Genomic DNA, 15,903 nt, shown 5'->3' with positions numbered 1-15,903 from the left:
GAAAAACCGCGCGCCTTGACGGTCGCGCGGTTTTTCTTGCCGTGAGTGGCATGGAGTAAGTGGTAATCAGCGGTTCTTCACGACCAAATCAATGTCGCCACGGCAAAGACCGATATCTTCCAGTTCGCGGTCCGACAGTTTGGACAGCGCGTTGCGGGTGATGCGGGTGTCGTTCCATGCAGCAACAACGCCAACCATGGTCGAGAAGAAACCGGTCAGGCCAGCGGCCGGAGCGGAGGTGCGGGGGGCGTCATAAACAGCCATTTTGTTATCCTAGCTTGCGCGTCTGCGCGGTAAGTGGGTTAAAGCATGTCAAGGCCATTGTGGACCTCTTTCTGCAGCTGCACATAGTTTGCCTTTATTTACGGCACAAGCGGGACAATATGCATAGGTCTTATGCGACTTTTGCATGGGTCCAGAATTGCGGCATCGGCCTAAAAATAAGGCGCTAGCCTTGGCTGCAAAGGTCGTTTTTCGACTGCGGACCGGCGAATTTGATCATTTTGCTGCATTGCAGCATCTGGCGGATGTTTCGGCGTGTTGATGCTTTGCCATTGGCGTTTGTTCGCCTTTCGTGCTAGTGCATCAAAAAAGCAACAGAGCAGGGACAGATAATGCGGGTTTTGGGGATCGATCCCGGCTTGAGGAACCTCGGCTGGGGAATCATTGATGTTATCGGCAACCGCCTGACCCACGTTGCAAACGGAATTTGCCATTCTGCGGGAGATGACTTGTCCTTGCGCCTTCTGTCGCTTCACGGCCAGTTGACCGCCGTGCTTGCCCAATACCAACCGGATACCGCGGCGGTCGAGCATACATTCGTCAACAAGGATGGCGTGGCCACGCTGAAGCTGGGGCAGGCCCGTGGAATCGCGCTGTTGGTGCCCGCGCAGGCAGGGCTGCATGTTGCGGAATACGCACCGAATGCGGTGAAGAAAACGGTTGTCGGCGTCGGACATGCGGCCAAGGAACAGGTGCAGCATATGGTGCGGATGCAATTGCCGGGTGTTGTGCTTGCGGGGGCTGACGCGGCCGACGCGCTTGCTGTTGCGATCTGCCATGCCCATCACGGCGCTGCGGGCAATCCATTGGCCAATGCGATCCGGAAGGCCAGCGCATGATCGGCAAGCTGACAGGCCGCATCGACTACCGCGCCGAGGATCACTTGCTGCTTGACGTGGGCGGTGTCGGATATCTTGTCTATTGTTCGGACCGCACGCTGGCGTCTTTGCCCGGGCCGGGCAACGTTGTGGCACTTTATACCGATCTGGTGGTGCGCGAGGACCTGATGCAGCTATACGGCTTTCCGACCCTGCTGGAAAAGGAATGGCACCGCCTGTTGATGGGCGTGCAAGGTGTGGGTGCCAAGGCGGCGCTGGCTATTCTGGGGGCTTTGGGGGCCGAAGGTGTCAGCCGTGCGATTATGCTGGGCGATATGAACGCGATCAAGGCGGCCAGAGGAGTCGGTCCCAAGACTGCACAGCGTGTTGTGATCGAGTTGAAGGACAAAGCACCCGGCGTGATGGCAATGGGAGGCACACTGGCGGCAGCCATGGGCACAGCGCCCGCGGCGGCGGAAGGTGAAGTGATTGACCAAGCCCCTGTGACACGAAAGGTTGCAGAGCCCGCGCGCCCTTCGGGCAGTGCGGCGGCGCAATCGGATGCCTTGTCGGCCCTGACCAATCTGGGCTATTCCCCCGGCGATGCTGCGGGGGCTGTAGCCCGCGCCGCCGCTGACGCGCCCGAAGCTGATACCGCTGCATTGATCCGTGCCGCGCTCAGGGCGCTGGCTCCGAAAGGCTAAGCCATGACGCAGCCCGACCCCATATTGGACCCGACCCGCCAGCCCGAGGATTTCGACCGCGCCCTGCGCCCGCAGGGGCTGGACGAGTTCATCGGACAGGCCGAGGCCCGCGCCAACCTGCGCGTCTTTATCCAATCGGCCCGCCAGCGTGGTGAGGCGATGGATCACACGCTGTTTCATGGCCCCCCCGGTCTGGGCAAAACCACGCTGGCGCAAATCATGGCGCGCGAATTGGGGGTGGGGTTCCGCATGACATCCGGCCCCGTGCTGGCCAAGGCGGGCGATCTGGCGGCGATCCTGACCAATCTGGAAGCGCGCGACGTGCTGTTTATCGACGAGATTCACCGCCTCAACCCTGCGGTGGAGGAGGTGCTGTATCCCGCGCTAGAGGATTTCCAGCTTGATCTGGTGATCGGCGAGGGGCCAGCCGCGCGCACCGTGCGGATCGAATTACAGCCCTTCACGCTGGTGGGGGCGACAACGCGGATGGGGCTGCTGACGACGCCGCTGCGCGACCGTTTCGGGATACCCACGCGGTTGGTGTTTTACACTGATGCCGAGCTTTACGAGATCGTTATCCGCAATGCCCGCCTTCTGGGTGCGCCCGCCGAGGAAGGTGGCGCGATGGAGATTGCGCGGCGGTCACGCGGCACGCCCCGCATCGCGGGGCGACTGCTGCGCCGTGTGGTCGATTTCGCGCTGATCGAGGGCAATGGCCGCGTGACGCGCGAGATTGCCGATTACGCGCTGACGCGGTTGGGCGTGGATCATCTGGGGCTGGACGGTGCCGACCGGCGTTATTTGCGCCTGATCGCCGAGAATTATCAGGGTGGCCCGGTGGGGATCGAGACGTTGTCTGCGGCCCTGAGCGAGAGCCGAGATGCGCTGGAGGAGGTGATCGAACCTTTCCTGCTGCAGCAGGGACTGATCCAGCGCACACCGCGCGGACGGATGCTGGCGCAGAAGGCATGGACCCATCTGGGCCTGGATGCGCCCAAAAGCCAGTCCGATCTGTTCGGCTGAGGCTTGGGTTTGAGTATTTCTGGCAAGATGAATGAAGGGGGCGCGGCATGGCGGAAGCGTTGAGCGCGAGTGATATCGAGACCTTGTTCACAAGGTCTGACGGCGGTTATGTCTTTGCGCGCTGGGGCAGGCCGGTCGCGCCTGTGGTTTTCGGTGTCGAGGCAGAAACCTTGACGGTGATCAAAGGTGCGCTGGAGGCTGTCGTCACGCTGGCAGGGCACCAGATGGCCGAGACCGATCCAGAACTGGGCGCGAACCTGATGGTGTTTTTCTGCCGTAACTGGGACGAGTTGCCGGAGGTTCCCAATCTGGACCGTCTGGTGCCCGATCTGGTGCCACTGGTGGCGCGACTGAAAGAGGCGGAGGCGAACCAGTACCGGATTTTCCGCTTCGATGCCGATGGCGGGATCAAGGCCGGTTTTGTGTTCCTGCGGATGGATGATCATTTGCAAGCGGTCAGTGCGGATGTGCTGGCGCTCAGCCAGATCGTTCAGACGATCCTGCTCTGGTCCGACATGGCGTTCCGCGACCGCTCGCCCTTGGCGGTGCGGGAGGGGCGCACGATCCTGCGGCCCGATATCGCGGGGCTGATCCGTGCAGCCTATGATCCGGTGCTGCCGGTTGCGGCGCAAGACGCGTCGCATGCCTTGCGGCTGTCTGCGCGGCTGCAAAAGGCGCAATAGGTTCAAGCAGGCGGCGTGCCGCCAAGTGCCGCTGTGATTCCGGCTGCGGCATCGGCAACCTGTCGGCCATATTCCGGAATATTGCGTGCATGGAACCGCGCAGAAGGCCCCGAGATCGACACGCCGCCCAACGCCTCGCCCTGCGCGTCGAAAATGGCGGCGCCGATGCAGGACATGCCCAAATGACGCTCTTCGCTGTCAAAGGACCATCCCCGCGCGCGAGACAGGTCAAGATCTGCAAACAACGCTGCGGGTGTAGACAGGGTGTGATCCGTGAAGGCTGGCAGGCCTGACGACTGGATCAGGATGCGTAAACGGTCTGGCGGCAGGCTCGCCAGAATGGCCTTGCCAGTGCCGGAGGCATGCATAGGCGTTCGCGTGCCGGGATTGAAGAGGGCCCGGATCGGGTTCGAGGTCTCGATCTGGCCGATGAACACCACTTCGGCCCCGTCACGCAGCGCCAGATTGGCCGTCTCGCCCGTGGCTTGCATCAGGGCGCGCATCACGGGGCGGCTGATCTCGGCCAGATTCATCCGTTTGAGAAAGGAAGCGCCGGTGCGATACGCCTCGATACCGACCATCCAGTCTTGCGTGGTCTCGTCGAGTTCGGCGAAGCGGTGTTTTTGCAGCGTGGTCAGGATGCGGTGCGTGGTGGCGGTCGGGATGCCCAGGCTGAGCGAGAGGTCCGTCAGTGATGCACGTTCCTGCCGCGCCAGCGCATGAAGCACCCCCAAGGCCCGATCCAGCGATTGCATGGTCTGCGCGCCCGTGTCGGTGAAAGGCGATTTCGGACGACCCCGCGACTTGCGTTCTGTCTGTGCCATTGCGTCCTCCATAACTGCCATCCAGTAATAAAACAATTTTGAAAAATACTTTCAATAACTTTCCATGAGAGGGCATTGAAAATATAAATAATAAATAAAAACAGCAGATAAGGTGATTAATTCTAATTTTGGATAATCTTTTTGAGAAAATTGCCGGATGTGGAAATTCTGCTACCGTAAGGATACCTTTGGAGGAGGAATCCCATGTCCGACCAGAATCCTGTGTTCATCCCCGGCCCGACCAATATCCCCGACCGGTTGCGGCTGGCGATGCAGGTGCAAACCCGCGATCACCGCGCGCCCGATTTTGTCGAGACCTTTGCCCCTGTGCTGGAGGATACCAAGCGCGTCTTCGGCACCACGTCGGGGCGGGTCATCACCTTTCCGTCCAGCGGGACAGGCGGTTGGGAAGCGGCGATCAGCAATACGCTGTCAGCGGGTGATACGGTTCTGGTGGCGCGCTACGGCATGTTCTCGCATCGCTGGATCGACATGTGCCAGCGGCATGGTCTGGATGTGCAGATCATCGAATGCGACTGGGGCGCAGGCGCACCGGCGGCGCGGTTCGCCGAGGCGTTGAACGCGGATAAAGCGCACAAGATCAAGGCGGTGCTGGTCACGCATAACGAGACGGCGACGGGTGTTGTCTCGGATATCGGGGCCGTGCGGCGGGCACTGGATGGGGCGGGGCATCCGGCGCTGTTGATGGTGGATTGCGTGAGCTCGCTGGCCTCGATGCCCTTCGAGTTGGACGCGTGGGGTGTCGATATCGCGGTGGCGGGTTCGCAAAAGGGGTTCATGTTGGCGACGGGCATGGCGATCCTGGGCGTCAGTGAAAAGGCACTGGATCATATGGAAAGCGCCAAGCTGCCGCGCACCTTCTTTGATTTCCGCGACATGCTGGCGGCCAATGCCAAAGGGGGCTTTCCCTATACGCCGCCTTTGCAACTGATTTACGGGATGCGCGAGAGCCTGAAGATGCTGTTCGAGGAAGGGTTGGACAATGTCTATGCCCGTCACACACGGCTGGCGGGGGGAGTGCGTGCCGCTGTGAACGCTTGGGGGATGGGCTTGGTGGCGCAATCGCCGGAGCTTTATTCCGATACGGTGAGCGCGATCTATGTTCCCAAGGGGTTCGACAGTAACGCCCTGACGGAACACGCCTTTTCAGCTTATGGCCTGTCCTTTGGCGTGGGACTGGGGCAGATGAACGGTTGCGCCTTCCGCATCGGGCATCTGGGCATGCTGACGGATGTGATGGTCCTGTCCGGGCTGGCAGGGATCGAGATGGCGATGGCCGATCTGGATTATCCGGTCACGCTTGGTGCAGGCGTGGCGGCGGCACAGAGGCATTTCCGGGTAACACGGACGGCCGCCTTGAAATCAGCGGCATGAGGGCGTGATGAAAGACATGACATATCCGACATTTGACGACGTGATTGCCGCGCATGAGCGTATCCGGCCCTATATCCATCGCACTCCTGTTCTGACATCGACCTATCTGAACGACTTGAGCGGAGCCGATTTGCATTTTAAATGCGAGAATTTCCAGAAGGCGGGTGCCTTCAAGGTGCGGGGTGCCTGCAATGCGGTGTTCGGCCTGCCGGAGGAGAAGCTGGCGCGCGGGGTGGCGACGCATTCCAGCGGCAACCATGCGCTGTCACTGGCTTATGCGGCGGGGCGGCGGGGCATTCCCTGCACGGTTGTGATGCCGCGCACAGCGCCCGAGGCCAAGAAGGCTGCCGTGCGGGGCTATGGCGGGCAGATCGTGGAATGCGCGCCATCGACCAGCAGCCGTGAGGCGGTGTTCGCGCAGGTCGTCGAGGAGACTGGTGCGGAATTCGTGCATCCCTACAATGACTTGCGCGTCATAACGGGGCAGGCGACATGCTCGCGGGAATTGATGGAGCAGGTCGAGGGTTTGGACGGGGTCGTAGCCCCGATCGGCGGGGGCGGCATGATCTCGGGCACCTGCCTGACGGTGGCGAGCACCGCGCCCGACGTAAAGATCTACGCCGCAGAGCCGCACAATGCCGATGACGCGGCGCGCAGTTTTCGCGCCGGGCATATCATAGCGGATGATGCGCCGATGACGGTGGCCGATGGCCTCAAAGTGCCTCTCAAGGAGAATACTTGGCACTATGTCTCGAACCATGTGACCGATATCCTGACCGCGACGGAAGAAGAGATCATCGCGGCCATGAAGCTGACATGGGAGCGGATGAAGATCGTGATCGAACCAAGCTGCGCTGTGCCGCTGGCTGTGATCTTGAAGAATAGGGACGTTTTTGCCGGCAAGCGCATCGGCGTCATCATCACTGGCGGCAACGTCGATCTGGATAAATTGCCTTGGATGCAAGGCCGAGGAGAACACCGATGACCAAACACATGAATCTGTCGGATTATGAAGTGGGCTATGACATTCCCGCATCCATCGGGATGGACGAGGCGGAGATCCAGACGCCTTGTCTGATCCTTGATCTGGACGCGCTGGAACGGAATATTGCAAAGATGGGCCGTTTTGCACAAGAAATGGGCGTCAGACACCGCGTGCATGGCAAGATGCACAAGTCGGTGGATGTGGCGCTGTTGCAGGAACGTCTGGGCGGGTCGGTCGGTGTGTGCTGTCAGAAAGTGTCGGAGGCCGAGGTTTTTGCGCGTGGCGGGATCAAGGATGTGCTTGTGTCCAATCAGGTGCGCGATCCGGCCAAGATCGACCGGCTGGCGCGATTGCCCAAGCTGGGCGCGCGGGCGATTTGCTGCGTCGATGATCTGGCCAATGTGGCCGATCTGTCCGAGGCAGCGGTGCGGCATGGCACGCAGATCGAATGTCTGGTCGAGATCGACTGCGGCGCAGGGCGCTGCGGTGTGACGACGACGCCCGCTGTGGTCGAGATTGCACAGGCGATTGATGCGGCACCGGGGCTGCGGTTTGCGGGCTTGCAAGCCTATCAGGGCGCGATGCAGCACATGGACAATTACAATGACCGCAAGGCCAAGATCGACATTGCCGTGGCGATGGTGCGCGACGCGGTGGACGGTTTGAAGGCTGTCGGGCTGGACTGCGATATCATTGGCGGTGGCGGCACAGGCAGCTACTATTTCGAGGGGAATTCCGGCGTTTACAATGAATTACAGTGCGGCTCTTACGCGTTCATGGATGCGGATTATGGCCGTATTCTGAACAAGGATGGCAAGCGCATTGATCAGGGTGAGTGGGAAAATGCGCTGTTCATCCTGACCTCTGTGATGTCCCATGCCAAGGCCGACAAGGCGATTGTCGATGCCGGTTTGAAGGCGCAGTCGGTGGATAGCGGCTTGCCGGTGGTCTTCGGGCGCGACGATGTTAAATATGTGAAATGTTCGGACGAACATGGCGTGGTCGCCGACCCTGAGGGTGTGTTGAAGGTCAACGACAAGCTGCGTCTGGTGCCCGGTCACTGCGATCCGACCTGCAATGTGCATGACTGGTATGTCGGTGTAAGGGGCGGCAAGGTCGAAACCCTATGGCCCGTGTCGGCGCGCGGCAAGGCGTTCTGAGATGCCGCAGATCAGCATCATTTCCGAGGATGTCTGTGCGCAGGTGGTGACGCCCGAGGCCGCTTTTGCCGCGGTCGAGGGTGTCTTCGCCGCCATGGCACGGGGCGAAGCGCGGAACTTTCCGGTGGTGCGCGAGGCCTTGGGCCATGCGGATGCGCTTTACGGCTTCAAGTCGGGTTTTGACAAGACTGGTATGGCGCTTGGTTTGAAATCAGGCGGTTTTTGGCCGGGAAACATCTCCCTAGGGTTGACCAATCATCAGTCCACAATCTTCCTCTTCGACCCTGATACTGGGCAGTTGCAGGCCCTTGTCGGTGGCAATTACCTGACCGCGATCCGCACGGCGGCGGCATCATCCGTGTCCATCGCGCATCTGGCGCGCAAGGATGCGAAGGTGCTTGGCATGGTGGGGGCCGGGCACCAATCGACGTTCCAGTTGCGCGCGGCCGCCCGCCAGCGTGACTTTGATAAAGTCGTCGCATGGAACCCCCATCCCGACATGTTACCAAAACTGGCGGCTGTTGCGGCAGAACTGGGTCTGCCGTTCGAGGCGGTGGACCGCGAAAGCTTGGGCGCACAGGCGGATGTGATCATCACCATTACCTCGGCGTTTGAACCTCTGATGCTGCGCGACTGGATCAAGCCGGGCACGCATATCGCCTGTATGGGCACCGATACCAAGGGCAAGCAGGAGGTGGACTCCCATCTGCTGGCCGCGGCAGCGGTGTTTACCGACGAGGTGGCGCAATCGGTGAGCCTTGGCGAGGCGCAGCACGCCATCAGTGCCGGTCTGATACAGGAAGGCGATATCACGCCTCTGGGCACCGTGATCAATGGCACGCATCAGGGCCGCGCAAGTTCAGATCAGATTACGCTGTTCGATGGCACCGGTGTCGGCCTGCAGGATCTTGCGGTGGCCCATGTCGCCATGCGTGCGGCGCAGGCGCAGGGCTTGGGGGCAAGTGTGACCCTGTGACCCTTGCGGTCGGGGTGGTTTGTGGCCAATCATGCCTGCAAAGATCCCAGATAGAAGGCCGATCCCATGCCCCATACCTTGCCGATCCGCGTTTACTACGAGGATACCGATATGGCGGGCATCGTCTATTACGCCAATTACCTGCGCTATATCGAGCGTGCGCGCAGCGATTGGGTGCGGGGGCTGGGGATCGACCAGAACGCGATGAAGGCACAGGGGTTTGTTTTTGCGGTCAGGCGGGTTGAGGCGGATTACCTGATGCCCGCGCGTCTGGACGACGAACTGGTAGTCGAGACCGAGGTTTTGCAGGTCACAGGTGCGCGTCTCGTCATGGATCAGGTCGTCCGGCGCGGTAAGGACCGGCTTTTTCATGCGATTGTGACGGTTGTTGTGATCACCGAAAGCGGCCAACCGGCGCGCATGCCGGCAAATATTCGCCAGATGTTGCATTGATGTGATCGAATGACGCAGATGTGTTGGCCTTCCCCTTTCAACTAGGGTAGTTTGCCTGACAAATGGACCGCCAACGCGGCCGATAGTCAGAGCAGGCAATATGGAAACCGATATCATCGCTGGCGCCGCCGGGGCGGACTACACAATGTGGGCGTTGTTTGCCCGCGCCACAATCGTCGTTAAACTGGTCATGATCGTTCTGGTCCTGTGTTCGTTCTGGACATGGGCCATTGTTGTGCAGAAAACGATCCTTTACCGCAAAGCACGAAGTGAATCCTCTGTATTCGATCAGGCTTTCTGGTCGGGCGAGCCGCTGGACGAGCTGTTCCAGCAGATCGGCCCCGAACCCGCCGGCGCATCCGAGCGGGTGTTTGCCGCAGGCATGATGGAATGGCGACGCAGCCATCGCAATGATGGCGGGCTGATCGCGGGGGCCGCCTCTCGGATCGACCGCAGCATGGATGTGGCCATCGCCAAGGAAGCGGACGAATTGCAGTCCGGTCTGACGGTGCTTGCGACAATCGGTTCGGCCGCTCCGTTTATTGGTCTGTTCGGGACGGTCTGGGGGATCATGCATTCCTTTATCGAGATCGCCAAGGCGCAGAACACATCGCTGGCCGTTGTGGCCCCCGGTATTGCCGAGGCGCTTCTGGCGACCGGTATCGGCCTTGTCGCAGCGATTCCGGCGGTGATCTACTACAACAAGCTGAGCGCGGATGCGGATCGCATCATCGGAGGCTATGGTGCCTTTGCCGATGAATTCTCGACCATTCTCAGCCGCCAGTTGGATAGCTGAGCCATGGGTGCAGGGGTTATCAAAAACGGTGGCGACGGATCGCGGCGCGGGCGGCGGCGCGGTGCAGGCCGTGCCGGTGTCGTGTCGGAAATCAACATCACGCCCTTTGTGGACGTGATGCTGGTGCTGCTGATCATCTTCATGGTGGCAGCCCCGCTGATGACGGTCGGTGTGCCGGTGGAACTGCCAAAGACCGCAGCGACATCTTTGCCAGCCGAACAGGAAGAACCGCTAAGCATTACCATGACCGCCGAAGGGCAGGTGATGATCCAGATGACCGAAGTGCCGCTAGGCGATCTGGTGCCGCGTCTGCAGGCGATTGCGTCCGAGCGTGAGGGTGACCGCATTTTTCTGCGCGCCGACGGGGCTGTGCCCTATGCAGATGTGGTGACCGTGATGGGCGCACTTAATCGTGGCGGCTTTTCAAACATTGGTCTGGTGACCGATCTTGGTGGTCCTGCGCTGGACGGAACCCAGCCCGCAGGGCAGGGCAACTGAGGGCGCCGTGCGGATCGGCTATTATATCTCTGGTGCCGGACATATCGGTCTGATCCTGTGGATGTTCTTCGGGGAGATGTTCAACACGCCCCCGCAGTCATTCGAGGTCACCGAGGTTTCGGTTATTTCCGGCGCGGAATTTGATGCGATGATGGCGGGTGTTCAAACCCCTGAAGTCACGACGGATGTGGCCATGCCTGCCCCCGCATTGCCTGCCGAGGTGGTGCCGCCAGCCGAAAGCCGGCCTGACCCCACACAGCCAACACCGCCCGAGCCGCAAGTCACCGAAGCGCCGCAGTCCGATCCCGTGCCACAACAGCCGGACCCGTTGCCGCAGCGGGCCGAGGCCGAGGTCAGCGACGAGGCGCCGGTTATCGCGCCACCGCCGCAAGAAGAAGTCGTGCTGTCCCCGAATATCTCGGATCGTCCGGTGCCGCGCCCGTCCGAGCGCGTGGCCCCTGAACCTGTTGCCGCACCCGAGCCTGATACACAGGTCTCGGATTCCGTGACCGAGGAGGTTGTTCCCGACGAGGAGGCCGAGGTTGTGCGCGAGGAGACCGAGGGCGGTGCGCCCGAAGAAGCGACGACGCGGATCGTGACTGAAGCGATGGAAGAACCCTCTGCCGCGCCGACAACGTCGATCCGCCCGCGCACGCGGCCCGCGCGGCCCGAACCCGCCCCCGTCGCGGAAACCCCGCAAGAACCTGCGCCGCAGCAACAGGCACAAGAACAACCGGCCCCGCAATCAGACAGCACGGCCGATGCAGTGGCCGATGCCTTGCGTCAGGCGCTGGAAGGCGGCGCAGCCAGCCCTGCAGCGGGCGGTCAGAGCGGCCCGCCGATGACCTCGGGCGAGCGTGACGCACTGCGCGTGGCCGTGCAACAATGCTGGAATGTCGGATCACTTTCATCTGAGGCGCTGCGCACAACGGTTGTGGTCGCGGTGTCGATGTCCGAAGATGCCCGGCCTATGGGCGACACGCTACGCATGCTCAGCTATGATGGCGGTTCCGCCGAAGCGGCAAGGCAGGCGTTTGAGTCTGCACGCCGCGCAATCATCCGCTGCGGGGCCAACGGTTTCAACCTGCCGCGCGACAAATACGCCCAATGGCGCGACATCGAAATGACGTTCAATCCCGAGAACATGAGGATCAGATAATGACACGTTTGTTGACCCTGCTGGCGGCCTTGCTCGTCTTTGCCCTGCCGGCGACGGCACAGAACGGTCCTCTGCGGATCGAGATCACCGAAGGTGTGATCGAGCCACTGCCTTTCGCAAATCCGGCGTTCGTCGCGGAAAACGCGGCTGCGACCGAGCTTGCACAGAATATCGCGCGGGTTGTCTCGGACGACCTGATCGGCACGGGCCTTTTCCGCGAAATCCCGCCCAGTGCCTTCATCAGCCAGATCACCAGCTTCAACAGCCCGGTCCAGTTCGCCGACTGGCGCGCGATCAATGCACAGGCGTTGATTTCGGGCGCGGTGAGTGTGGGCAGTGACGGATCCGTTGCGGTCAAGTTCCGGCTTTATGACGTGTTCGCAGGACAGGAACTGGGCGAGGGATTGCAATTCAACGGCACACAGGCCGGATGGCGACGGATGGCCCACAAGGTGGCTGATGCCGTCTATAGCCGGATCACCGGCGAGGGCGGGTATTTCGACAGCCGCGTGGTTTATGTCGCCGAAACCGGCCCCAAGGATGACCGCCGCAAGCGTCTTGCGATCATGGATTACGACGGGGCTAACGTCCAATATCTGACAGACAGCAATTCCATTGTGCTGGCCCCGCGCTTTTCCCCCACAGGCGACCGTATTCTTTATACCAGCTACGAATCGGGCTTCCCGCGTATCTATGTAATGGATGTGGCCTCGGTCGGGCGGCGGGCCTTGCCCACACAGGACGGCACCATGAGCTTTGCGCCGCGCTTTGCGCCGGACGGCAATACGGTTGTCTATTCGCTGACCACGGGCGGGAACACCGATATCTACCGTATGGATGTCAGTTCGGGCAATGCATCACGCCTCACCTCGACACCTTCGATCGAAACCGCGCCCAGCTTCAGCCCAGATGGGAGTCGCATCGTTTTCGAAAGCGACCGCAGCGGCACCCAGCAGCTTTACATCATGGGCGCGAACGGGGGCGAGCCACAGCGCATCAGCTTTGGTCAGGGCCGCTATGGCACGCCGGTCTGGTCGCCACGTGGTGACCTGATCGCCTTCACCAAGCAGTCCAAGGGCCGGTTCCATATCGGTGTGATGCGGACCGACGGTTCCGAGGAACGTCTGTTGACGGCGTCCTTTCTGGACGAGGGGCCGACATGGTCGCCCAATGGCCGCGTGATCATGTTCACCCGTGAAACGCAGGGCGAGGCCGGTGCGGCATCGCTTTATTCGGTTGATATCTCGGGGCGCAACCTCAAGCAGATCCGGACCGAGGGCGGTGCGTCCGATCCGGCATGGTCGCCGCTGCAAAGATAACCAGATTGCGCGCGCAGATTCCCATGCGCGCGCAACTGTGGTAAACACAGGTAAAGACACAGGCACATCTTGATGACACACAACAAAAACGGGGCATCCTCCATGACATTCCTTACGCGCGGCATTCTTCTGGCATCGGTTCTGGCGCTGGCCGCTTGCACAAATCCCGACCGTTTCGACAGTGCCGGCGCCGGCACCGGTGGCGCGGGCGGTGTGGGTGGCATTGGCGCGCCCGGCAGTGCCAGCGATCCGCGTTCGCCCGCCTATTTCCAGCAGACCATCGGTGACCGGGTTCTGTTTCAGGTCGACCAGTCCAGCATCACGCCCGAATACCAGACCGTTCTGAACGGGCAGGCCGAATGGCTGATGACCAACAGCGATTATGTTGCGATTGTCGAAGGCCATGCCGACGAGCAGGGTACGCGGGAATACAACCTTGCCCTTGGCGCGCGCCGTGCGAACGCTGTGCAGGAATACCTGATCTCGCGCGGGGTGGCCCCCAGCCGTTTGCGGGTGATCAGCTATGGCAAGGAACGCCCGATCGAGCTTTGCAGCGTCGAATCCTGCTATTCCCAGAACCGCCGCGCCGTGACGATCATCTCGGCCGGTCTGTCAAGCTGACCTGATGGAGCGGATGATGCGGTTTACAACCTCGGGCAAAGTGGTCGGCCCCCTCGGTCCGGTCCTGCGATCCGTTCTCGGGTCAGGGCGCGCGACTGTTCTGTCCGCCGCCTTGCTGGTAGGGATTGCCCTGCCACAAGGCGCCGAGGCGCAGGACGCGCAGACACTGGCGGATATCCGTCAGGAAATGTCGGTCCTTTTCGTCGAGGTCCAGCGTTTGCGCCGCGAGTTGTCGACTACCGGCGCGCCCGGTGTCGCCATACCGGGCGGTAGCGTGATCGACCGTGTCAACGTGATGGAAACCGAATTGCAACGCCTGACGCGCAAGACCGAGGAACTGGAATTCCGTATCAACTCGGTTGTCTCGGACGGTACAAACCGGCTGGGCGATCTTGAATTCCGGCTCTGCGAACTGGAAGCGGATTGCGATATCAGCAAACTTGGCGACACCAGCACATTGGGCGGCGGCACGGTCCCTGCGACGACCGGGATAATCCAGTCGCCGTTGCAACCTGCGACCGAAGCTCCGGACCAACCGACAATGGAACTGGCTGTCGGCGAAAGAGCAGACTTCGAGCGGGCGCAGGAGGCGCTCGCATCAGGTGACTTTCGCAGCGCCGCGGACCTCTTTGCGACCTTTAATGAGACCTATCCGGGCGGACCGCTAAGCGCCGAGGCCGATCTGAACCGTGGTCAGGCGCTGTCCCAGCTTGACGATGTCCGTGGCGCGGCGCGCGCCTACCTGTCCGCCTTCACATCCGATCAATCCGGTCCAAAAGCACCTGAGGCCTTGTTCCGGTTGGGCGATGCACTGGGACGCTTGGGCCAGACTCAGGAAGCCTGCACCACCCTGCAGGAAGTGGGCTTGCGATTTCCGCAATCACCAAGCGTGACGCAAGCGCAAGAGACCCGCGCGCGTCTGGGTTGCCAGTGACGCAGCAGGCGGTTGCGGCGCAAGGTCTGGCACTGCGGGCGGTGACGGCTGCCTTGCAGGGGAATGACAGGGTTGGGATCGCAGTCTCGGGTGGCGGCGATTCAATGGCGCTTCTGTGTTTGGCGCAACAGGCGGCAGCCCCTTTAGGGTGCAAGCTTGCGGTCGCAACAGTCGATCATGGTTTGCGCGCCGGCAGCGCATCAGAAGCCGCAGATGTCGCACGCTATTGTGCCGCACAGGGTCTTCCGCATGATACACTGCTCTGGGAACACGGGCCAGTCTGCGGAAACCTGCAAGCCGCCGCGCGCGATGCCCGCTACGGCCTGCTTGCAGCATGGGCGAGGGCGCGCGAAATCCCTACCGTTCTGCTGGGCCACACGTTGGATGATCAGGCCGAGACTTTTCTGATGCGCCTCGGCCGCGAAGCGGGTCTGGACGGATTGTCTGGCATGGCGCGCCAGTTTGCCCGCAATGGCGTGCAATGGCACCGGCCACTACTTGATACTACGCGCGCGAAATTGCGCGATACCTTGATCAGCGCCGGTTTGGGCTGGAGCGATGATCCCTCGAACGAGGATCATCGTTTTGACCGGATCAAGGCGCGGACAGCGTTGCAGGCGCTCGGACCATTGGGTATCGACGCGGCTGGGCTGGGGCGGGTCATGTCGCAGTTGCAGGATGCGCGCGATGCGCTGCGCCACGCGGTGCATCGGGTGGCTGTGCAAGCGATCCGGCAGGACTATGGCGCTCTGGTCATTGACTGGCCCGCGCTGGAGGCGGAACCACCCGAGATTCTGCGCCGCTGCATGGTGTCCGCACTGGTCTGGGTGTCCGGCGCACCCTATCCGTCGCGCCGCGAGGATCTGGCCTTGGTGATTGCCGCGATGGCGGACGAAGGGCAGAAAACCCTGTCCGGCTGCATTGTAAAACGGCAGGGGCAGGCGGTGCGGATCATGCGCGAGCATCGCGCTGTGCGGGATCTGGTGACGCGCACGGATGCGATCTGGGACCATCATTGGCGCTTGGACGGACCACACGCGTCGGCCCTTCATATCGGTGCCTTGGGTGAGGCAGGCTTGCGCAACTGTCCGGATTGGCGTGCAACAGGGCTGCCGCGGGCAATGCTGCTGGCCTCGCCCGCGATCTGGGAGGATCAGAGGCTTGTCGCCGCGCCTCTGGCGGGCCACGGAACGGAGTGGACAGCGCGGATTGTCGCGGATTTTCATGACATGCCGGTTTCGCATTGAAGTAAACCATTTGTTGCCTATTTTAG

The 15,903-nt window shown here is 61.5% G+C and carries 18 protein-coding genes; 16 read left to right on the top strand and 2 right to left on the bottom strand.

The features are described from left to right. Positions 1-66 precede the first annotated feature (66 nt). Positions 67-264, bottom strand: coding sequence for a DUF1127 domain-containing protein (locus K7H22_RS08100; RefSeq protein ID WP_230800228.1), 198 nt, complete (start codon positions 262-264; stop codon positions 67-69). A 350-nt stretch (positions 265-614) separates the two neighbouring features. On the opposite strand from K7H22_RS08100, the gene ruvC reads away from it, so the two are divergent. The 4 genes from ruvC to K7H22_RS08080 are packed head-to-tail and all read left to right on the top strand — an operon-like array spanning position 615 to position 3,510. Beyond that, entirely contained in the window at positions 615-1,121 is a 507-nt protein-coding gene (gene ruvC, locus K7H22_RS08095; protein ID WP_230800227.1) for a crossover junction endodeoxyribonuclease RuvC, read from the top strand. Next, positions 1,118-1,804, top strand: coding sequence for a Holliday junction branch migration protein RuvA (gene ruvA / locus K7H22_RS08090; protein WP_230800226.1), 687 nt, complete (start codon positions 1,118-1,120; stop codon positions 1,802-1,804). The genes ruvC and ruvA overlap by 4 nt, the downstream gene beginning before the upstream one ends. A 3-nt stretch (positions 1,805-1,807) precedes the next feature. Next, positions 1,808-2,827 carry a Holliday junction branch migration DNA helicase RuvB gene (gene ruvB / locus K7H22_RS08085; RefSeq protein WP_230800225.1) on the top strand — a complete coding sequence of 340 codons (1,020 nt, stop codon included), beginning with the start codon at positions 1,808-1,810 and terminating at the stop codon, positions 2,825-2,827. 47 nt (positions 2,828-2,874) lie between these two features. Further along, positions 2,875-3,510 (top strand): DUF2927 domain-containing protein, encoded by a 636-nt coding sequence (locus tag K7H22_RS08080; protein ID WP_230800224.1) that lies wholly within the window; start codon positions 2,875-2,877, stop codon positions 3,508-3,510. 2 nt (positions 3,511-3,512) lie between these two features. Here the strand turns inward: K7H22_RS08080 and K7H22_RS08075 are convergent, their stop codons facing one another. Continuing rightward, a complete protein-coding gene (locus tag K7H22_RS08075) occupies positions 3,513-4,334 on the bottom strand; it encodes an IclR family transcriptional regulator (RefSeq protein ID WP_230800223.1) in 822 nt (273 codons plus the stop codon). Positions 4,335-4,538: 204 nt separating this feature from the next. Between K7H22_RS08075 and bhcA the strand changes: the two genes are divergently transcribed. From bhcA to tilS, 12 genes are all read left to right on the top strand, one after another. Next, positions 4,539-5,729 (top strand): L-aspartate--glyoxylate aminotransferase BhcA, encoded by a 1,191-nt coding sequence (gene bhcA, locus K7H22_RS08070; protein WP_230800222.1) that lies wholly within the window; start codon positions 4,539-4,541, stop codon positions 5,727-5,729. A 7-nt stretch (positions 5,730-5,736) separates the two neighbouring features. Beyond that, entirely contained in the window at positions 5,737-6,714 is a 978-nt protein-coding gene (bhcB, locus tag K7H22_RS08065; RefSeq protein WP_230800221.1) for a beta-hydroxyaspartate dehydratase BhcB, read from the top strand. Beyond that, the gene (gene bhcC, locus K7H22_RS08060) at positions 6,711-7,874 is read left to right on the top strand and encodes a 3-hydroxy-D-aspartate aldolase BhcC (protein ID WP_230800220.1); all 1,164 of its coding nucleotides are present in this window, start codon (positions 6,711-6,713) and stop codon (positions 7,872-7,874) included. Before bhcB ends, bhcC begins: the two co-directional genes overlap by 4 nt. 1 nt (position 7,875) lies before the next feature. Further along, positions 7,876-8,850 carry an iminosuccinate reductase BhcD gene (gene bhcD, locus K7H22_RS08055; protein WP_230800219.1) on the top strand — a complete coding sequence of 325 codons (975 nt, stop codon included), beginning with the start codon at positions 7,876-7,878 and terminating at the stop codon, positions 8,848-8,850. Positions 8,851-8,916: 66 nt separating this feature from the next. After that, a complete protein-coding gene (gene ybgC, locus K7H22_RS08050; RefSeq protein ID WP_230800218.1) occupies positions 8,917-9,303 on the top strand; it encodes a tol-pal system-associated acyl-CoA thioesterase in 387 nt (128 codons plus the stop codon). 100 nt (positions 9,304-9,403) lie between these two features. Then, positions 9,404-10,099, top strand: coding sequence for a protein TolQ (gene tolQ / locus K7H22_RS08045; RefSeq protein ID WP_230800217.1), 696 nt, complete (start codon positions 9,404-9,406; stop codon positions 10,097-10,099). 3 nt (positions 10,100-10,102) lie between these two features. Further along, positions 10,103-10,597, top strand: a complete 495-nt coding sequence (locus K7H22_RS08040; protein WP_230800216.1) for an ExbD/TolR family protein — start codon at positions 10,103-10,105, stop codon at positions 10,595-10,597. A 7-nt stretch (positions 10,598-10,604) separates the two neighbouring features. Beyond that, positions 10,605-11,756, top strand: a complete 1,152-nt coding sequence (locus K7H22_RS08035) for an energy transducer TonB (protein ID WP_230800215.1) — start codon at positions 10,605-10,607, stop codon at positions 11,754-11,756. After that, positions 11,756-13,075: a Tol-Pal system beta propeller repeat protein TolB gene (tolB, locus tag K7H22_RS08030; RefSeq protein WP_230800214.1), complete on the top strand. Its 1,320-nt coding sequence runs from the start codon at positions 11,756-11,758 to the stop codon at positions 13,073-13,075. The genes K7H22_RS08035 and tolB overlap by 1 nt, the downstream gene beginning before the upstream one ends. A gap of 102 nt (positions 13,076-13,177) precedes the next feature. Beyond that, positions 13,178-13,696: a peptidoglycan-associated lipoprotein Pal gene (pal, locus tag K7H22_RS08025; RefSeq protein ID WP_230800213.1), complete on the top strand. Its 519-nt coding sequence runs from the start codon at positions 13,178-13,180 to the stop codon at positions 13,694-13,696. A 16-nt stretch (positions 13,697-13,712) separates the two neighbouring features. Continuing rightward, positions 13,713-14,630 (top strand): tol-pal system protein YbgF, encoded by a 918-nt coding sequence (gene ybgF, locus K7H22_RS08020; RefSeq protein WP_230800212.1) that lies wholly within the window; start codon positions 13,713-13,715, stop codon positions 14,628-14,630. Continuing rightward, positions 14,627-15,877, top strand: coding sequence for a tRNA lysidine(34) synthetase TilS (tilS, locus tag K7H22_RS08015; RefSeq protein ID WP_230800211.1), 1,251 nt, complete (start codon positions 14,627-14,629; stop codon positions 15,875-15,877). Before ybgF ends, tilS begins: the two co-directional genes overlap by 4 nt. The last annotated feature ends 26 nt before the right edge of the window (positions 15,878-15,903 follow it).

The sequence above is a fragment of the Seohaeicola saemankumensis genome (assembly GCF_021021435.1).
Lineage (GTDB): Bacteria > Pseudomonadota > Alphaproteobacteria > Rhodobacterales > Rhodobacteraceae > Seohaeicola.
This window is presented reverse-complemented; position numbering and strand designations above follow the sequence as displayed.